Annotated in this window: 17 protein-coding genes; 6 read left to right on the top strand and 11 right to left on the bottom strand. The window is 56.9% G+C overall.

From position 1 onward, the window contains the following. Positions 1 to 257: 257 nt before the first annotated feature. From FAES_RS15760 to menD, 3 genes are all read left to right on the top strand, one after another. Positions 258 to 836, top strand: a complete 579-nt coding sequence (locus tag FAES_RS15760) for a DinB family protein (RefSeq protein WP_015332233.1) — start codon at positions 258 to 260, stop codon at positions 834 to 836. Between the two features lie 308 nt (positions 837 to 1144). Continuing rightward, positions 1145 to 1558, top strand: coding sequence for an EVE domain-containing protein (locus tag FAES_RS15755; RefSeq protein WP_015332232.1), 414 nt, complete (start codon positions 1145 to 1147; stop codon positions 1556 to 1558). Between the two features lie 48 nt (positions 1559 to 1606). Further along, positions 1607 to 3337, top strand: a complete 1731-nt coding sequence (gene menD / locus FAES_RS15750; protein WP_015332231.1) for a 2-succinyl-5-enolpyruvyl-6-hydroxy-3-cyclohexene-1-carboxylic-acid synthase — start codon at positions 1607 to 1609, stop codon at positions 3335 to 3337. Between the two features lie 215 nt (positions 3338 to 3552). Here menD and FAES_RS15745 read toward each other — a convergent pair whose 3' ends face one another. The 3 genes from FAES_RS15745 to FAES_RS15735 all read right to left on the bottom strand — a co-directional run bounded on the left by FAES_RS15745 (position 3553) and on the right by FAES_RS15735 (position 9641). Then, entirely contained in the window at positions 3553 to 4647 is a 1095-nt protein-coding gene (locus FAES_RS15745) for a tetratricopeptide repeat protein (RefSeq protein ID WP_015332230.1), read from the bottom strand. A gap of 233 nt (positions 4648 to 4880) precedes the next feature. After that, the gene (locus FAES_RS15740) at positions 4881 to 6548 is read right to left on the bottom strand and encodes a RagB/SusD family nutrient uptake outer membrane protein (RefSeq protein WP_015332229.1); all 1668 of its coding nucleotides are present in this window, start codon (positions 6546 to 6548) and stop codon (positions 4881 to 4883) included. Positions 6549 to 6632: 84 nt separating this feature from the next. Continuing rightward, on the bottom strand, positions 6633 to 9641 hold the full coding sequence (locus FAES_RS15735; protein WP_015332228.1) for a SusC/RagA family TonB-linked outer membrane protein: 3009 nt from the start codon (positions 9639 to 9641) through the stop codon (positions 6633 to 6635). 382 nt (positions 9642 to 10023) lie between these two features. Between FAES_RS15735 and FAES_RS15730 the strand changes: the two genes are divergently transcribed. Further along, entirely contained in the window at positions 10024 to 10266 is a 243-nt protein-coding gene (locus FAES_RS15730) for a hypothetical protein (protein ID WP_015332227.1), read from the top strand. Here the strand turns inward: FAES_RS15730 and FAES_RS15725 are convergent. Then, positions 10263 to 11180, bottom strand: a complete 918-nt coding sequence (locus tag FAES_RS15725; protein WP_229364489.1) for an AraC family transcriptional regulator — start codon at positions 11178 to 11180, stop codon at positions 10263 to 10265. The two genes, FAES_RS15730 and FAES_RS15725, sit on opposite strands and share 4 nt — an antisense overlap. Positions 11181 to 11455: 275 nt before the next feature. On the opposite strand from FAES_RS15725, the gene FAES_RS15720 reads away from it, so the two are divergent. Further along, positions 11456 to 12982 carry an aldehyde dehydrogenase family protein gene (locus FAES_RS15720; RefSeq protein ID WP_015332225.1) on the top strand — a complete coding sequence of 509 codons (1527 nt, stop codon included), beginning with the start codon at positions 11456 to 11458 and terminating at the stop codon, positions 12980 to 12982. Positions 12983 to 13078: 96 nt separating this feature from the next. Beyond that, entirely contained in the window at positions 13079 to 13462 is a 384-nt protein-coding gene (locus FAES_RS15715) for a DUF779 domain-containing protein (RefSeq protein WP_015332224.1), read from the top strand. Positions 13463 to 13596: 134 nt separating this feature from the next. Here FAES_RS15715 and FAES_RS15710 read toward each other — a convergent pair whose 3' ends face one another. From FAES_RS15710 to FAES_RS15680, 7 genes are all read right to left on the bottom strand, one after another. Continuing rightward, the gene (locus FAES_RS15710; RefSeq protein WP_015332223.1) at positions 13597 to 14451 is read right to left on the bottom strand and encodes a M23 family metallopeptidase; all 855 of its coding nucleotides are present in this window, start codon (positions 14449 to 14451) and stop codon (positions 13597 to 13599) included. 11 nt (positions 14452 to 14462) lie between these two features. Continuing rightward, on the bottom strand, positions 14463 to 15137 hold the full coding sequence (gene porG / locus FAES_RS15705; RefSeq protein WP_015332222.1) for a type IX secretion system protein PorG: 675 nt from the start codon (positions 15135 to 15137) through the stop codon (positions 14463 to 14465). 15 nt (positions 15138 to 15152) lie between these two features. Further along, complete coding sequence (locus FAES_RS15700; RefSeq protein ID WP_015332221.1) at positions 15153 to 16178, bottom strand: hypothetical protein; 1026 nt, start codon at positions 16176 to 16178, stop codon at positions 15153 to 15155. A 98-nt stretch (positions 16179 to 16276) separates the two neighbouring features. Beyond that, positions 16277 to 17152: an NAD kinase gene (locus FAES_RS15695; protein ID WP_015332220.1), complete on the bottom strand. Its 876-nt coding sequence runs from the start codon at positions 17150 to 17152 to the stop codon at positions 16277 to 16279. A gap of 97 nt (positions 17153 to 17249) precedes the next feature. After that, complete coding sequence (locus FAES_RS15690; protein ID WP_015332219.1) at positions 17250 to 17918, bottom strand: CBS domain-containing protein; 669 nt, start codon at positions 17916 to 17918, stop codon at positions 17250 to 17252. 84 nt (positions 17919 to 18002) lie between these two features. Further along, entirely contained in the window at positions 18003 to 18782 is a 780-nt protein-coding gene (locus FAES_RS15685; RefSeq protein ID WP_015332218.1) for an alpha/beta fold hydrolase, read from the bottom strand. Further along, entirely contained in the window at positions 18779 to 19354 is a 576-nt protein-coding gene (locus tag FAES_RS15680) for an anthranilate synthase component II (RefSeq protein WP_015332217.1), read from the bottom strand. Before FAES_RS15680 ends, FAES_RS15685 begins: the two co-directional genes overlap by 4 nt. Positions 19355 to 19490: the final 136 nt, after the last annotated feature.

The following is a 19490-nucleotide window of genomic DNA, read 5'->3' as shown; positions in this document are numbered from 1 at the left end:
GTACAAACAAGTAGGCATCCGGCCGACAATTTTCACAATAAGCTCGCAGTGAGCGCTTTATCCTTCGCTCGAAATTTTAATAAGTAGCCTACGGCTGAACAGTGCTCTGTACTTTGTGGTTTCTTGACTATGAAAAGCCCTCATCTTGGGGCGGGTCGGCTACCACTTCAGTCAACGGCACACTATCCTATAGCCTACTGGTAACGTACCTAAAACGACGGCGACTAGTTCAACCATCTTAGTAAGTCCAGAGCCAAATGGAACAACCTAACAACGACGAATTACTGCGTATAATTGATTTGCTCAATACCACCTACGAAGGCGAAGAAGCCTGGCATGGCCCCTCTGTAGCGGCGGTTATGCAGGACGTTACGCCCGATATGGCCAGTCAGCGAATCACGCCCAATACCCACTCCATTGCTGAATTGATCTTCCATATGACAAGCTGGCGGATTTTCTGCGTGAAGAAAATGCAGGGCGACGCCACGTTTGATATTCTTACCCCGGAGAAAAACTTCGGTCAGTTTCCCGACAAAATCGACGATTTCGAGTGGGAAGCCCTTCAGATGGAGTTGAGCCTGAGCCAGGAAGAACTCATTAATGAGCTTGACAAGCGCGACGACGACGAGTTTCTGGAAGACATCGTGCCGGGCCGTGACTATACCTACTACGATCTGCTGCACGGGATTGTCAACCACGATACTTATCACGCCGGGCAGATTCAGATTTTGAAAAAAGCCTTGACCTTCAAAGGGGCGGGTACCAGCCGCTTCCGCGATGAAGACGATTTCGGCTCTACCTACGGAGATCAATACGACCGCGAAGATTACTACTAACCGTCTGCGTCATCGACCGGTTCATCAGCCGTTGGTAGTCACACGTTGCTGTATATAGCGTGCTTGCCAACGGTTAATGAATGGCTAATTTCCATGCCGCGACGGCCTAATTCGTCCGTCAAGGCAACGAACGGCGGTGGCCGGACGAGTATTATTCAATTTTCGGTTCACTTCCTTATGCGTTGGTTATCAACAGGTTTACAGTGTTAGGTAGCCTTAGCTTTAGGTAATTTTCCGCGGCTCCATCGGTTTGTGGCTTCAGGCCGTTGGTTCTGGCGGAGGGATTAGTCGGTCCCCTTCCATCATACATGAATTATTGGTTAGTTAAGTCCGAGCCAGACAAGTATGGCTGGTCTCATTTCACGGCCCAGGGTCGGGCCGTCTGGGATGGCGTCCGAAATTATCAGGCCCGAAACAACCTTGTGGCCATGCAGGTTGGCGATCAGGTGCTCTTCTATCACAGTGTTACCAACCCTGGCGTGGTTGGTCTTGCCACCGTTGTTCGGGAAGCGTATCCAGACCCAACAGCCCCCGACGATCCGCGGTGGCGGGTGGTAGAACTGGAACCCGTGATGCCACTGACCCGACCGGTATCGCTGGCGCAGATCAAAGCCGAACCCATGCTGGGAAACATCGCCCTGATTAAACAATCGCGCCTGTCGGTAATGCCCATCCGGCCCGATGAGTTCGAACTCATTGTTAAATTGGGCATGTCCGTCTAGGCCCGGCGGCGCGGCTCATCCCAACCACCTTCTGCTCTCTTTGCGACCATGCCGATTCTTCAGCCCATTGTTAACCTAGTCGAATTGCTGCATCAGCAGGGATTGCGCCACGTAGTGGTGTCGCCGGGCTCACGGTCGGCACCGCTGACGCTGGCCGTTGCCCGGCATCCGGGTTTGCAGGTACGTGTCGTGCCCGACGAGCGAACGGCTGGTTTCACCGCGCTGGGTATGGCGCAGCAACTTCGTCAGCCCGTCGCCATCATCTGCACGTCGGGCAGTGCGGTCTATAACTTGAGTCCGGCGGTGGTCGAGGCTTATTTTCAGCACGTACCCCTGCTGTTGCTTACCGCCGATCGCCCCCACGAGTGGCTGTACCAGCAGGACGGCCAAACCATCGATCAGGTTGGGCTTTTCGGCTCGCACGTCAAGCGCAGTTACGACCTTCCGGCCGACTACGAGCATGCCGACGCCCGTTGGTTTATCGAACGTACCATCAATGAAGCGTATACCCTGAGCCTATCGGGCGCGGCGGGGCCGGTGCACGTGAACGTACCTGTGCGGGAGCCTTTTTACCCGAAAGCCGACGAAACATTCCGGTACGAGCGCGGTCGGGTCATCACGAACCTTCCAACCGAGACGACCCTCCCTCCTACTACCTGGCATGCGCTGCTGAATGAATGGGAAGCCACCGACCGGAAGCTGATTCTGGCAGGACAGTCGCCGTATGACGAGGCCTTGGCAGGCTTGCTGGCGAAAATCAGCACCGAACAACTGATCCCCGTTGCTGGCGAGATCCTCAGTAACCTGGGCCGGAACGAGGCGGGCTTCATCACCCAAACCGATACCCTGCTAGCCCAGATCGACGAAGACGTGCTGGAAGAGCTTCGGCCCGATTTGCTCGTGACGTTTGGCAACGGCTTTCTGGCGCGAAACCTCAAAACTTACTTCCGGCGCTATCCGGCGGTACGGCACTGGCACATTTCGGCCACCGACGACCGGATTATCGACCCGTTCCGCTCCCTGACGACGGTGATCCCGATGGAACCCCTGGCCTTTTTCGCCAAACTGTTCGACGATATCGATTACAAACGATTCCGGGAAGGGGCTGATGATGAGGACGATGGCGAATTTCTCAGCAATTGGCAGGGCGCCGATCAGGCTGCCCGGCGGGTCGTTGAGCTGTCGTTGAGCAACGCACCGTTTACCGACTGGGTAGCCACCCAACAGTTGCTCGAGCAGTTGCCCACGGGGTCACACCTGCACCTGGCCAACAGCATGCCCGTGCGCTACGCCAACCTGTGCGGGCTGGATGCCCGGCAGCAGGTACGTGTCTGGTCGAATCGGGGCGTAAGCGGGATCGACGGCTGTTTGAGTACCGCCGTCGGCGCCGCCACCCAAACCACGTCGCTCGTGACCGTGCTGATTGGCGACATTGCGTTTTTCTACGATCGGAATGCGCTCTGGCAGCGCGATTTGCCCGCCAATCTGCGCATTGTTTTGCTCAACAACGCGAGTGGCCATATTTTCCGGATGATCGACGGTTCGGGGCAGCAGCCCGAACTTGAAACATACTTTGAAACGCCGCACGCGCTCACCGCCGAACGTACCTGCGCCGATCATGACGTCGACTATGCACAGGTAGCTGATCGTGCGTCGCTTGCCAAGGCACTGGCTACGTTTTTCGCACCCGCTACCCGACCTAAACTGCTGGAAATCAGCACCGACAAGTATGTGAACAAATCGGCTTTTGCGGCCTATAAGCAGTTGGTCAAGTCCTAGTCGTCAACGCGATTGCGCTGATGTAGCGATAAAAAAAGGGGCGTTCAGCACTACGAGAGGCCAAACGCACCCATAAGCAGGAGTTGGATAAAGCATTGCGTTAGGTTTGTTCAGCTAACGCTCTACAAAATAAATAAAATATCATATGTTTTACAATACCCCCCTGCAGATTTCCTAGTAATTCGACCTATACAGTATAGCTTAGACCGTACTGTTTACCGACAGAATTGGGTCGCCAATGACCGCGCCTCCTCATCACCCGCCTGAACGCCCCGCTGCCAGGCCTCGCAGGCCGCTGACTGGCTACCCAACGCCTGTTGGGCCTGCCCCAGGTACGTATACAATTGATCAACGGAGGGGTCCAGGCGTTCGGCCTGTTGCAATGCCGCCAAGGCTTCTTTGGCGTTCCGTTGACGCAACCAATACAGCCCCAGATTCCGGTGCGCCCAGGCATTTTGGTCGTTGAGGCGAAGCGCTTCGCGCAGCAGCGGCAGGGCCTCGGCAGGGCGGTTCAGTTGAAGCAGAAAATACCCTTTGTTGTTCAGGTAGTACGGTTGATCGGGTTTCTGAGCCAGCGCCCGCTCGATCAGCGCTAACGCGTCGGGGTAGTTTTTTGTCTGGGCCGACACCAGCGCGTAGTTATTCAGCGCTTCGGGCTGATTAGGGTTCAGTTTGAGCGCTTTTTGCAGATCAGTTTTCGCGCTGTCGTACTGTTTCTGACTGAAAGCCAGCGCCGCCCGGTTCACCAACGCCTCCACGTTGGCCGGATCGATCAGCAGCGCCTTGTCGAAGGCCGCCTGCGCCTGGGCCTGCTTGTTAAGCCCGGCATACGCTTCGCCCAGCCGCGTCTGGAAAAACGTGGAGTCGCGGTACGTTTGCTCAATGCGCAGTAGATCCGTTAGCGCGCGTTGAGCGTTGCCCTGCGACAGGTAGGCATCGGCCCGGTTGAGGTAGGCCGCGCCAAAATCGGTATCGGTATCGATGGCTTTGGTAAAATCGGCCAGTGCCTGCTCCACTTGTCCATCCCGGAACTTGGCTAGCCCCCGGTTGCTGTAGGCGTCGGCAAAATCGCTCTTTTTCTCAATGGCTTCGGTGTAGAACCGAATCGCCTCTTTGTATTCCCGTTTCTGCAACTGCACGTTACCCCGCAGGAAAAATTGCGCGGCTTCGTCGGTACGGTCGGTGCAGGCCGTGAGGCTCAACAGCAAGGCCAGTAAACAACACCCCAACAACCAGTGAAGGCGCGAAGCAGGACGAGAGAATAGCGATTGGCTGGGTACGTTGCCGGATACGGTATGTGCAGCGTGCATGGGTGATACCTACAAAGGAGGCGATGAACAGGGTCGTTAGCCGATATACTGAATACCACAAATTTCGGCCATAAGTTTGCACCGTGCCACTCGCAGCAAAGCGGATACGCAACGCGCCCGATAGCTGAGCGATCTGACATGGCTCAGCTATCGGGCGCGACACACGGAATTAGGCTTTACTGCCGGCTGATGAGCGCACGCATAGAGTCCCGATCATCAAGCTGACAATCAGCTTAGTAGCCTGGATTTTGCACTAGGTAACCCGGCAGGTTAGAGGCCCCGTCGATGGCCGTTTGCGGGATTGGGAAGATGCGTTTCTGCCGGTCGGCATTTGTTTTTTCAGTCCAGGTACCTTCATACTTGCCGAAGCGAATCTGATCGGTGCGGCGGACCATTTCCCAATACAGCTCGAAGCCGCGCTCCCGCAGCAACAGATCCAGGTTCATGGCCGTCAGGGCGGGTGCTGGGTTGGTGCGGGCAGCCCGGATGGTGTTCACGTCGGCCAAAGCGCTGGCAGCATCGTTGCTCTTGCGCAGTTTGGCCTCAGCCCGCATCAGGTACACGTCGGCCAACCGGACAATGGGAATATCCGCGTCGCCGAGGTTCCGACCCGACTGCGATTTCTTGCTGAATTCGTACTTCAACACCCGGTACCCCGTGTTGTAGTTGCTACCCGCCACGCTGAAATCCACTTGTTCGGTAAACGTAACGGGCAGCGTCGGCCGGTTGCGGGTCACGTGGAAGAGCTTGCCCACGCGGTAGTTGGCCCCACAACGCACAAACGCCCCATTGACCCGAAGCAAGCCGTATTGTTGCCCGCGCAGAATACCCCGGTTCATGTTAAAATTGGCTTCAGCAATGCAGGAGTCGGCAGGGATTGTCCAGTTTTGCTTGAAAAAGCGCGGGTCGACCGTGGGGTCCTGCGGGGCGTAGGCCGTTGCCCAGCTCTGGTAAAAATCGGGCGTGATCGACGGGCCATCGGTACCGTTGGCGGCCGGGAAAGCAGGCAGCGGAAACTGGTCGCCCGAAATCGAGAAATAAGCCAGGCGGTTATGTCCGTTCAGTTCGGCGCGCTGATCGACGGCGAAAATCAACTCTTTGTTATCGTGGTTGTCTGAATTGAACACCGAGAAATAGTCTTTCGACAACTGATACTGCCCCGAATTGATGATTTTATCGGTGTATTCGATCACCTTATCCATATCCTCGGCCTTGAAGTTGATGGTGGCGGCATACCGATCGCGGTAGACGGCGGCGTTCAGGTACAGGCGGGCCAGCAAGCCCCAAACGGCCCCTTTCGTCAGCCGGCCGGGGCCGACCGTTGTGAGCAGATCGGGCTCCACGGCCAGAAACTCACTTTTGACGTAGTCCAGCGCCTGTTCGCCCCGCAGGATCTGTGACGTGCCCTGCGGATCATCTTTCCCGAATGCCAGCCCAAACAGGTCGAGCATCAGCATGTTGTAGTAAGCCCGCATGCCCCGCGCCTCGGCCATGTAGACCTTCACGTTGCCGTCGTTGATATTGGGCAGCGTATTGAGCGCCGTGATCGAGCGCGAGATACCCTGCGCCAGCAGCAGCCAGGTGCTCCGGATGTTGGGGTCTGTGCTGGTCGACGTGTGCTGATGGAGCGCCATGTAGATCCCGTTGTCGCCCCAGTCGGTGCCGCCGCGATACGGCAGAATGGCCTCGTCCGACGAGATTTCCTGAATGGCGAAGTAGTTGGTATGCAGGAAGAGGTCAGGCAGGCGGGCATACACCGGCGCAATGTTGCCATCGGCGGCCTGCTTGTCGGTCAGGCCGGCCACCGACGCTTCGTCGAGCACATTTTCCGTCAGGTCGGTGCACCCGTTCAGGATCAGCAGGCCGACGAAGGTGAGCGAAAGAATCAGATACTTTTTCATGTGTGTATGAGGAAAAGCCGGCGTAGGTACGTTGCTGAGTTGGCAGGTACGTCAGTGAACGAACCTACGTGGCGCGTTGACAGACTAAAACGTGAGATTCAGGCCGAAGATGAACGAACGCGCTTTGGGATAGCTCAGGTAATCGATCCCATACGACGAAATCCCGTTGACGGTCCGATCGGTGTTGACCTCGGGGTCGTAACCGTTGTATTTCGTGATCACGAACAGGTTTTGTCCCGTGGCCGACAGCCGGATGTTCTGAATCCAGCCTTTCATACCGATCAGCTTCGGGTCGAGGTTGTAGCCCAGCGAAAGGTTGTTGAGCCGGAAAAACGAGCCATCTTTCAGGAAGCGCGTCGACACCGGCGCCGAGTTGTTGATCGACTCGTTGGGCTCGCCCAGCGCTTCAGCGGGACCATTCAAGCCTTTCACCAGCCGCGCTTTGTAGAAATAGGCATTGGCCGTGTTGTCGTAAATCTTGTTGCCCGATACGCCGTTGAAGTTGGCCGTCAGGTCGAAGCCCTTGTAACCCACGCTCGCATTGATGTTGTACTGCCGGGTGGGCAGGGCGCTCCCCGCCGCAATCCGGTCTTTGTCGGTACCACCGATGCCATCGCCGTCGATATCGCTGTATTTGCTCACCCCTTTCTCGTCGATGCCGATGTACTCACGCAGGAAGAACGTCCCGATCGGCTGCCCGTTGACGTAGCCGTTTACAGTGGCCGACGTCAGCCCCGCACCCGACGCCGACCCCGACGTGATGACCGTGTACGGGGAATTTTTCACTTCGTTCTTGATAAAGGTAACGTTACCACCCAGATCGAAGCGAAGACCGCGCTGGCTTACGTACCGGTAGTTCAGGTCCAGTTCAACGCCCTGGTTGGTAATGGTCATGTCAGGTACGTTGGTCCAGTACGTGGCGGCGGGCTGAATCGGGTCGGCGGGGATGACCTCCAGCAGAATTTTGCCCGACACTTTCCGGAAATAATCGACCGAACCCGTCAAGGCGCCTTTCAGCAGGCCAAAATCGAGGCCAACGTCGGTCTGCGTCGATACTTCCCATTGGATGTCCGGGTTGGCCAGCCGGGTGTAGGTGGTACCAGCCGGGTAATTGGTCGAGCCGTCGAGCGGGTAGCTGGTCGTGTTCGATACATTGGAGGTAAACAGCGCCTGTGTAATCTTCGATGGGATTTCCTGGTTGCCCGTCTGTCCCCAACCGGCCCGCAGTTTCAGGTCAGAGAAAGGCCCCGATTGCAGAAACCGCTCTTCCGACAAGCGCCAACCGGCCGAAAACGACGGGAACACCCCGTATTTGTTGTTCGCCCCGAATTTGCTCGATCCATCGGCCCGCACCGTCGCGGTGAGCAGATACCGGCCTTTATATTGATAATTGACCCGTGAGAAAAACGATTGCAGTTCATTTTCCAGCGCAAACCCACCCGGCCGGTTGTTGGCGAGCGTCAGGTCCTGACCAAGGCTGGGGTTGTAAATCGGCTCGATGGGCGAAATCGGGAATTTGTTGATGCTCCAGATGCGCTCCTGCACAAAAAACTTCTGGAACGAATGCCCCACTAGCGCCGTCAGGTTGTGGTCGGCCCAGCCTTTGGTGTAGGTGAAGTAGTTCTCGATCAGCACGTTGCGGTTGGTGCGGTACGTGGTCTCGAGGCGACCGTCCTGCTGCGGCACCAGATTGGCCAGCGATTGCAGGTCGCGGGTCGAGGTGGCATTGTCGACGCCCAGGTTCAGCTTGTACACCAGGTCTTTGGTGATTTTGAACGACGGCGATACGCTGGCCACCACCCGGTTGGTAGTCGTGATATCTTTCTGCAACGCCAGGGTAATCAGCGGGTTGGTGAACGCCTGATACCCTGCCGGTGCGCCTTTGGCGTCGTAGGCTGGGTACGTTGGGTTGGCCGACAACGCCGCCCCGATAACACCCTCGATGGGGGGGCGTTCGTTGACGGTCTGCGAGGCGGTTAGGTTAACGTCGAGCACGAGCCGATCGTCCAGAAATTTCTGCGAGGCGTTGAAACGGCCCGTGTAGCGATTCAGCTTACTGTTTTTGAGGATACCTTCCTGGTTCTGTACGCCGACTGAGCCGTAGTAGGTTAGCCGTTCGGCACCGCCGCTAAATGCCAGGTTATAATCCTGCGTGGTTGCCTGCCGCGAAATTTCACGCTGCCAGTCGGTCGAGGCTTTCTGGTCGTCGACCACACCCCCTACCGCCGCTACCTGCCGCCGGTATTCGTCGGGGCCAAACAGCGCAATGGGCCGCGCCATGCTCGACAGCCCGATGTTGGCCGACAGTGTCAGGTTAGATGCTCCGGCCTTGCCTTTTTTCGTCGTAATCAGAATGACGCCGTTGGCGCCCCGCGCCCCGTAGATAGCCGTCGCCGACGCGTCTTTCAGTACGTCGATGGCTTCGATATCCTGCGGGTTCAGGAAGGTGAGCGGATTGGTAGCGCCCCCCGTGCTCGAATTGTCGAGCGGAATCCCGTCGAGCACGAATAGGGGTGTACTGCCGGTACGGACCCCGCCCGGCCCACGCACCGTAATGCTCTGGCGGCCACCCGGTTCACCGCTCGCCGAGGTCACGTTGACACCAGCGACCTTACCCTGCAACAGTTGCTCGGGGGTGTTGATGATACCCCGATTGAAGTCGGTACTTTTTACCGTTTTCAGGGCACCCGTCGCGTCTTTCTTGGTTGTGGTGCCGTAGCCAATTACCACCACCTGCGACAGGTCGGCGGTGGCTGGTTTCAGGGCGATGTTGATGGTCGTTCGGTTCCCGACGCGCTCTTCCTGCGATACGAAGCCGATAAAGCCGATCACCAGCACAGCTTCTTCGTTGGGGACAGCAATCCGGTAATTTCCGTTGGCGTCGGTAGTGGCGCCCCGTTGGGTCCCTTTCAGCACCACCGAGCAGCCGGCTAGGGCCTCGTTGGTCGTTGCATCCGTCACACGGCCGGTAATGGTTATCTCGGCGTTGGTTTGCGCTCGGTGGATGGTCAGATCAGCGGGTTCGTTCGGATGAAGTCCATTGCCCCGTACCTGCGGGGGCATCGCGGTGGCAGCCAGCAGGCCCAGCCACATTCCTACCCTCGCGGTTGAGGAGACCGCCGGGATAAACCGATAAAAACAGGTCATTATACGTAGTTTGGTTAACGGTACAAAAGTCAGGCAATGCACTATTGAGCAGGCACGAGTGGCGGCTTTTTAAAAGAATGATAATATACCCTTGGTTACAAATACGGGCTTATCGTCCCCTTTTGCGGCACAGGCCCATCGGCTACTTACTAAGTGAGGAAAATTACTATTTTTTACTCCCTTTTAACAATACTTTTATTAGCTCATCGTTACGCCTAACTTGACGTATCACGAAAACAGCTAATACACTGGTTGGCAGCCATGGCCTGCTTACTTTTGACCGACGAACCCGCGCTCGAACACTCGACCCGTCGGTTCCTTTTTTACCATGCGTTACCTGAAAGACATACCTCACCCGCAGGCAAAAATTGGCCTGTATAGCTGGAATAGTAAGTACATCATCAAGATTGAGGCGGGCCCCTACGAGCAGACCTATAAAGTGGCCGAATTCGATGTCAGTGGACCCGATGAGGTCGAAACGCTGTTATCGCCGCTCTTCATGGAGCGGGTGCTGCTGCGCTTTCAGGAGATGGACAAAGACTGGGGCGAGGCCATCGACGCGGCCTTCTAACGTACCTGTCGTCTGTATTCGGTGGGCGACAACCCGGTTTTCCGGCGAAACAGCCGCATGAAATAGGTCAGGTTATTGAAACCACTTTGCAAGCTGATGTCGGCCAGGCCATAAGCGGTGGTTCGGAGCAACCGGGCCGACAGATCGAGCCGCTGCTGGTTGATGTAATCAACGGGCGTCAGGCCAAAGGTCTGTTTGAACGTGCGGTAAAAAGTCGGTTCGCTCATGCAGGCCTCATCGGCCAACTCCTTGATAGGCAGGTTACGGTGCAGGTTTTTGGCGATGTACTGCGCCACGTGAGCCAGCCGGTTGATGTTCAGATAAGCCGTATTGGGGCTGAGCAGCAGGGTACGGGCCTGCGTTTGCATCAGCCGCACCAGTAGCTCCTGCAACACCAGGTTGGCGATAATATCTTTAGCGCGGTTGTCTTCCGTGAAGACGTGAATGAGGCGGGCAATCAGTTGATAGATTGGCTCATCGTTGGTGAGAAAGAAATTGGTCTGGCCAAACTGCCAGCCTGCTGCGCTGTCGATCAGGGGCATGCGCTCGTTGAGCAAGTTCGTTACTTGCCGAACCCGATCCACGTCGATCGCCAGCGCCAGGCATTGGGTTGGGTTTTCGGTTTGTGCTTCCGGAAAATCGATGCACATCGTTTCCTGACTCGGCACAATGACTGATTCACCCGGCAAGAACTCAAACGAGGGGGCATGTGGCAGGTGCATCACCTTTTTCCCCCGGATCATACTGGCCAATACGGGGCTGTTGAACGTCAGTTCTACCTTCTCGGCCACGTGCTGCGTTTCGTAAATGTTTAGCTCAGCGGCATCGATTGTATAGGCCGTTCGGTTCTCTACTTCCTGCTCCAGCCGCCGCGCGGTCAGGTGACGGCTAATATCAAAAGGGCGAGCCTGCATTCGTTCCATGTCGATTCTCAGACAGTATTTATCCTAACCAGCGGGAGCCTGCTACGCGCCCGGCGGTCCTGTGGCTTACGAAATATAGCCAACTTTTTCTGGCTAAATACATATCCACACTTGTAACGGCGAAGCTAAAGCCTCTGGTGGCAGGATAGATACAATTCGCTCAACGTTGATAGGATTGTTCAATGACATGAGACAATCGCTCACCAAAACCTTGAACAATACGGGCAAACTTTGTGACGATTCCAATCTAACCGACTGACTAACCAATGGAAGTCCAAGAAGCCCCCAGCAAAATCCTGCCTCGTCCCGAATTCAAGTCGCAGTATGAAAACTTCATCGGTGGCAAGTGGGTCGCTCCAGTTGATGGCGAGTATTTCACCAACATGTCGCCCGTTGATAATAGCCTGATTGCCCGTGTTCCCCGGTCGAAAGCGGCAGATATTGACCTGGCTCTCGACGCCGCCCACAAGGCCTTTGCGAGCTGGTCGCACACCTCAGCGACCGAACGCAGCAACCTCCTGCTTAAGATTGCCGATGTGATCGAGAAAAACCTGGAGTTGCTGGCCCGCGTCGAAACCGTCGAGAACGGAAAAGCCGTCCGCGAAACGCTGGCGGCCGATATTCCGCTCTGTGTGGATCATTTCCGGTACTTTGCGGGTGTCATCCGGGCCGAAGAAGGCTCGGTCTCCGAACTCGACGCCACCACGGTTTCCATGATTATCAAGGAACCGATTGGCGTAGTAGGACAGATCATTCCTTGGAATTTTCCGCTGCTGATGGCGACCTGGAAGCTCGCTCCTGCACTGGCGGCGGGCTGCTGCGTGGTGATGAAACCCGCCGAACAAACCCCAACCTCCATTCTGGTGCTGATGGAACTGCTCGAAGGCCTCATTCCGCCGGGGGTTGTCAACATTGTGAATGGCTTTGGCCCCGAAGCCGGTAAGCCGCTGGCCCAATCGAAGCGAATTGCCAAAGTGGCGTTCACAGGTGAAACCACGACCGGCCGCCTGATCATGCAGTATGCCTCGGAAAACCTGATCCCCGTCACGATGGAATTAGGCGGTAAATCACCCAATATCTTCATGGAATCGGTGGGCGATGCGGACGACGAGTTCTTCGACAAATGCGTGGAAGGGGCCGTCATGTTTGCGCTCAATCAGGGGGAAGTCTGCACCTGTCCGTCGCGGATGCTGGTGCACGAGCGGGTGTATGACCGGTTTATCGAGCGGGTCATTCAGCGCACCGAAGCCATCAAACTGGGGCACCCACTCGACCCCGAAACCATGATGGGCGCTCAGGCGAGCAACGATCAGTTCGAGAAAATCCTGTCGTATATCGACATCGGAAAGCAGGAAGGTGCCGAAGTGCTGACGGGTGGTGGCCCCGCGGGCCTGATCGGCGACGGGCTGGATGCCGGTTACTACATCAAGCCGACAATCTTCAAAGGGAACAACAAGATGCGCGTTTTCCAGGAAGAGATTTTCGGCCCGGTGGTGTCGGTCACGACCTTCAAAGATGCCGACGAGGCACTCGCCGTGGCCAACGATACGCTGTACGGCCTCGGTGCCGGCTTCTGGTCGCGCGATGCGCACGAGCTGTATCAGATTCCCCGGCAGATTCAGGCAGGCCGCGTGTGGGTCAACTGCTATCACCAGTATCCGGCGCACGCGCCCTTTGGCGGCTACAAAAAGTCGGGCTTTGGGCGTGAGAACCACCACATGATGCTCAACCACTACCGGCAGACCAAGAACCTGCTGATCTCATACAGCAAAAGCAAGCTGGGCTTCTTCTGATCCGACGGGCATGGGCAGTTTGACCGGGAAGCGGGCTCCTTTGCAGTCCCGCCGGGTCGGCTGCCCACCAACGTACCTAACATCCCGACCTCTGTTATGCCTCCTCAGCTCCTCGCCCGCGTCGCTGTAACGCCCGCCGCGGCCGCCATTATTCACACCCTTCAGGCGCAATACGGGCCGCTGATGTTCCACCAGAGTGGCGGGTGCTGCGATGGGTCGTCGCCCATGTGCTATGCCAGCGGCGAGTTTATCATTGGCGCTACCGACGTGTTGCTGGGCCAGGTCGAGGGCTGCGACTTCTGGATGGCCGAGGATCAGTTCGACTATTGGAAACACACCCACCTGACCGTCGACGTGACGCCGGGGCGGGGGGCTAGTTTTTCGCTCGAAATTCCGCTAGGCATCCGCTTTCTGATCCGGTCACGGCTGTTTACCGACACCGAGTACGCGCAATTGGCACCGGTTCAGGTTGGTGCGTAACGTAATCTTTGGGCCCATTGCTGACGCATAGGCCTTCGACTAGGCCTGAGCAATGCCTTGTCTAACAACTTGTCAGAAACGCCAAAAGCGATAGTTCTTGCGAGTAAGTAACTAGTCACCAACAAGTTACGCCCCTAGCGTTTGGCGCTCAGCAGCCAGTCGTAGGTATTCCGTGGCAGCGGCAGGCCGTTGGGCTGCACTTGCAGGTACATCAGGTGCAGGTGCGTTGGAGAGCGGGCTTTATAGGCGTTCAGGCCGGTTCGGCCCACCTCGGCGATCTTCTGACCGGCACGTACCCAGTCGCCCATCGTGACGTTCACCACCCGGTTGTGCGCGTAGTAAAACAGGCCATTCCGCACGGGATCATACACCCAGATCCAGTTGCCACCCCGGTATTCCTGGCCGGGCGTCCAGCCGGTTTCAATCGCCAGCACCAGCCCTTCGCTCATCGCCAGCACGTCGACAGGCTTCCCATCCCGGTCGTCGACCGAATCCTGATTAATATCGCGGATAAAAATGTCCTGCGCCGGGTGGCTCCCGCGCACGGTATAATCGAACAAATCGAACCCCTTGGCGCGGTAACCCTCACCGTGCGAGCCGCCAATGGCCGTCGGGGAGTAGCCGCGCAATGGAAAATAAAGGGCAACGCGCTCACGCCCGGCGCTGGAAGTCGTATCCGACGGGTAATCGACGTTGGTCACGTACCCAGCCCGAAGCCCGCGCATGATCTGGCTAAACATCGCCCGCGCCGAATCGGGGCTGATGCTTTCCTCGCGAATCTGCACATACAGGGCGTTGAACTGCTGGCACCATTCGTAAGGGGTTGGCTCAGGAAGGGGCGTAGCCGGTACCTGCGACGATGCGATGTTGATGCCGCCCAGCACAAACGCCAGCGACAGACTGGCAATCCGGGCTACCCAGCGGGGCGATGATAGAGTTGACAAATTGACGCAGTCGGTTTTTTGCCAAAAATAAGGGCTTACGCCCATACCCCACGCACCTACAGGCTACCCGGCGGGCAGAAAACCCGGTAAAAGGTGTAGCTCAACGTCAAGGCCACAAAGGTGTAGTGATCTTTCCGATCGGGGTCGCTCTGCGACAGCCGGGGCGTGCTGGCCGTAGGATTGGCCAGTCCGTCGAGTGAATCGGACGTCGTAAACCGGGTGCCAAATTCAGCCCCGATGCTCCATGGTCGGGCTATTTCGTACTTGATGCCTACGCCCAGCGGAAAGGCGATACCGATTGGTTTTTCGCCGGGTAGCCGCAGCCCGTGCCCAAACACAGCGACGCCGCCAAATACATAGGGCGTCCAGTTTTTCACATTCCGAAGGGGCGTATAATTCCGGAATTTGTACTCGGCGGTGAGGGCCGCCTCCCGGATCGTATTCCGAAACGCTGCCCCCCGTGACTGTTGGAAGACATCCCGCGACAGGCTATCAGCCCCAACGATGCGCCCAACCATCACCTGCGCCCGCACGGCAAACGCCTGACTGGGGTGATATCGAAAAAAGAGAGAGCCACCCAGCCGGGCAAACTGCGGATCGAGCGTGGGCGACACGTCACCTTTGTAGAGCATGGCCCCTATGCCCCCGCCAATCTCGACTTTCTGGCTGATACCCAACAAAGGGCTGAGAAAAAGCCCGACTGCAAGAAGCCGGGCTATGGGTAGTTTCATACGTAGTCGCACACGTTAGCGAATAGGCGGACACTTGATCTTTGTCGGGATAATATACTGAATCTGGAAGCTCGTCAGTAAATAAGAGTCCCGAATCGGAATTCGGCTTCCGCCACCTCGCTCGGTGAGCGCCGCCGGATCGATGCCAGCTCCGGCAATCTGGTTGATTCCATTCAATCGATCGTCGCCCGTGCGGGCCGCAAATCGTTCCTTAATGGCCAGCCCCGTGGCAGGGTCATTGATAAACGCCCGGTTGGAAAACTCCTGCGCCAACGGTGTCGTCAGGTCGGCTGGGTTGGGGTAAGGGCCGCCCACATCATCCAGGTAATCCGAGAAGGTCGGGGTGATCCGCACCTCGGCCGCAATGTTGAACGACTCGTTCAGGGCATACCGTACACCAAGCCCAACGGGAATTGAGATCGTCACGAGCGAGTAAGGCTTGGCGTAACCGGGTTGCCCCTGCCCCTCGGTGCCTAACGGTTGCAGGGCTACCCACTGCTGGTTGCTGCGATCGGGCGTTTCGCCGCTTACGCTCGTCAGGCTCGTCAGCGCTTTGGGGTTATGCGCCACCAGCGCCACGCCAAACAGCGCGTAGGGTGTTACTTTGGGCCGTTCGCGGGGCGTGCGACCACTGGCAATGAAATCGTAATTCCCTATGAGCGCAAACTCCTTCAGGTCGTTGCGGAAGTGGAGGTTCCGGGCATACTGCGCGGCGTATTTGACCGGGTCATTCTTAGTGAATGTGTAGTCGTCGCCCGTGATGCGCGCCCAAGTAAACGAAGCCCTCGCACCGAAATGCGGCGTAAACTGCCGGTTGTATGATAACCCAACGTTCCAGCGCGGCAGCGTAAACAGCGTTTTGATGGGCTGACTGTAGCCCGCCAGGTCGCCAAAGTAGGTCGACGTGCCACCGCCAAAGGCAACGTAGGAATAAGGAAGAAAGCGGGAATTCTGCCGGTACTGCGCGTACCCCTCGTGTCTGCTTCCGCCTACCAGCAGCGCCGACAGAATCCCCAACGTAATGATATGTCTATAGGTCATGGAGTTGATTACGATATGAACCACCACGAGTGGCGGTTTGCTTTGAAAACGGCGTTAAATGCAATTTATTGGCCGCTGACGTGCTTTTCTATTTTCGTTCAGTTGCGCACGTCGAAGCCCCAGTTCAATTTGCTGCGGAGCGTATTGAGGAAATTATCGTCGTTCAACTTGACCAGTTTTGCCGAAAACGACTCCCGTTGCACGTGCAATTTTGTTGCCACATCGACCGTCTTGGAGCGGGAATCCAGCGCCACCAGAAAATTTCCGCTCCGGCTCTCTACCTCAAACGAGAGTTTGCAGGTGTCCATGATCACCATCGGGCGCACGTTCAGGTTGTGCGGGCTGATGGGCGTGATAATGAAGTTGTTGGTGTGCGGCAGTAACACCGGCCCGCCGCAGCTGAGCGAGTAGCCCGTGGAGCCGCTGGGTGTCGAGATGATGATCCCGTCGGCCCAGTACGAATTCAGAAATTCGCCGTCCAGGTACGTATGCACCGTGATCATCGACGAGCTCTGGGTACGTGTGATGGTGAAGTCGTTCAGCCCGAAGGGAATGCCATCGAAGATATCGGCTTCCGACTGCACGCTCACCAGCGATCGCTCATCGATGGTGTATTTCTTGTGAATGAGGGCATGGAGCATGTACTGAATGCCACCGGGCGAGACCGTCGCCAGGAAGCCCAGCCGCCCGATATTGATGCCCACAATCGGGATTTCGCGGGGTCCCACCTGCGACACCACGTCGAGTAGGGTACCATCGCCGCCGAGGCTAAAGGCAAAGTCAGCGTCGAAGATGTCGGCCGTGGTTTTATAGGTCAGCTCGCTGTTATGTGCGATACCCGCCTCGTCAATATACTGGCGATAACTGGCCGACAGTTGCACTTCGGCACCCCGCGCCGACAGTGTGTCGAACATCGACTGCACAAACGGGCGGGTCTGCTCCGAAAAAGTACGTCCGTGAATGGCAATCTTCATGGGATGAGTCCAAGGTTCAAGGTCCAATGTTCAAAGGCAGTCTGCGCGGCAGCGACATCCTTGAACGTTGGACCTTGAACCTTGGACTTTTAATTTTTTACGTATTCAAATAGCGGAGAAGCGCGTCGAGGCGTTCCTGATCAATACTATCGATGGGGGCGCTGGCAAAGGCCGCATCAATGGTGTAGCCAAAGCGTTCCAGCGTCGAGACCACGGCCGTGATATCGCGCCGATTCAGTTTCAGCGTCAGCCGCGACTTATCAACCATCCCGTAGGCGGCACTGCTGTAGTAGCTGCTCACGATCTTGACGTTGTTCGACTCGACCAACCGGCTGATCTCGGCCATCGAGTAGTCCTGTTCGTCGAGCGCCAGCACCAGGATAGCCCCGGCTTCCTGAATGGCCAGATCCCGGGCAAACTGCCGCAGCAACTCGGCCGCGCTGGCCGTGCCCATAAACTCACTGGCCGTATTGAGCACGGCCAGCACATCGAGCCGGTGCTCGTTGATCTGGGCAATCATCTCCAGCAGGTGCTGGTTTTCCAGCACAAAAACACCCTCAGCCAGTCGCATCACGTCGGCAATGGGCCGCTGATCGTCGGGAAGGTTGAGCAACAAGTCTTCGCTGACAATACCCAGATACTGGTTGATGTCAACGACGGCTAGTTGCGTTAAGTGATGTTCCTGCATCCAATCGAGCGCATCGGCAACGGTGTCGCCCGGCTTGAGAGCAGGTATCATGGGATCGATCAATTCGGCAGCCAACATAGTCCAAAAGGGGTATAACGCGCTTGTCGGGAAAACTAAGAAGTTTTTTTGATAGTTTGGAAAAGTTGGTGATTGGCCCGGTGCCTACCGACCAACGGCTTCCATCCCTATCGGGTGCTTCTGGAGCCACTGGGTCAGCAGGGCGTTGAAGCGTTTGGGGTGTTCCATCATGGGGGCGTGCCCACATTTGTCGATGAAGTGCAGTTCCGTGTCCGCAATGAGCCGTTCGAACTCATGGGCCACGTGCGGCGGTGTAATGGTATCATTCAAACCCCATACCAATAACGTCGGTACCGTGATAAGGTGTAAATCGTTGGCCAGATTTGTCCGCTGCGCCGACTTGGCAATCTGCACGATGTTCATGCACTTCGGAATGCTGCTGGTGACCTCAAACACCTCGTCGATCAGTTCTTTGCTGGCGACCTTGGGGTCGTAGAAGGTGTAGGCCACGCGCTCGGCCACGAAATCGTAGCTGCCGCGCTTGGGAAACGAGCCTCCCATGCCATTCTCAAACAGCCCCGAACTGCCCGTCAGCACCAGCCGAAGCACTTCGTCGGGGTGTTTGAAGGTATAGAGCAGGCCCACGTGCCCACCCAGCGAGTTGCCCAGCAGGGTCAGGTTGCTGAGCCCACGGAACGCCACGAACCGCTCCACAAACGCCACCAACCCGTCGAGGCTCGCTTCGCGCATGGGCATGTCGTAGATCGGCAACACCGGAATGACCACCCGGTACTGTCGGGAGAACGTCTCGATCACGTCGTCCCAGTTGCTCAGCGCGCCAAACAACCCATGCAGCAACAGCAGGCAATCGCCTTGTCCTTCATCGATGTAGTGGAATTCGCCTTCGTGGTGCACAGTCGTCATAAGGTGGTCGGTTTTGTCGTGATAAAGTTGTGGAGCATAGTCAGGCCGCCCTCCGTCAGGACAGCTTCGGGATGAAACTGCACGCCCCCAACGGGAAGCGTCCGGTGCCGGATCGCCATCACCTCGCCGCCGGGCGTCGTGGCCGTGATGCGCAAGGGCGCGGGCACGTCGGTCAGCGCCAGCGAATGATACCGCGTCACGTTAATCCGCGGCGGCAACCCGCGAAACAAGGGGTCGGTGGTGTCGACCTCAATGGCCGATACCTTCCCATGAACGGGGCGCGGACTGCGGCCGAGTGTCGCCCCGAAAAACTGCCCGATAGCCTGCATGCCTAAACAAACGCCTAAGAGGGGCAAACGGTTGTGATAATGCCGCACCACCTCCATCAGGCAACCGGCCTCGGCGGGTGTGCCCGGCCCCGGCGACAGCACCACGGCGTCGTAGATGTCGGTTAGCAGCGTATCCAGCGGTTGCGTGTTGCGGCGTACCACGCATTCAGCCCCCACCTGCCGCAGGTAATCGACCAGCGTGTAGGTGAATGAATCGGCATTATCGAGCATGAGTAGACGCATGAGTGGCAGGTGTGCTGATGCCAAAAATGACACCTCTAAGAATAATTGTCAACTATAAAAACACAAATCACTGACTAACAGCGTTTTATTTTTTTGTTAACTTAGATAAAGTCAATTTATCACAAAAAAATGATGT

Source organism: Fibrella aestuarina BUZ 2 (genome assembly GCF_000331105.1).
In the GTDB taxonomy this organism is placed as follows: domain Bacteria; phylum Bacteroidota; class Bacteroidia; order Cytophagales; family Spirosomataceae; genus Fibrella; species Fibrella aestuarina.
This window is presented reverse-complemented; position numbering and strand designations above follow the sequence as displayed.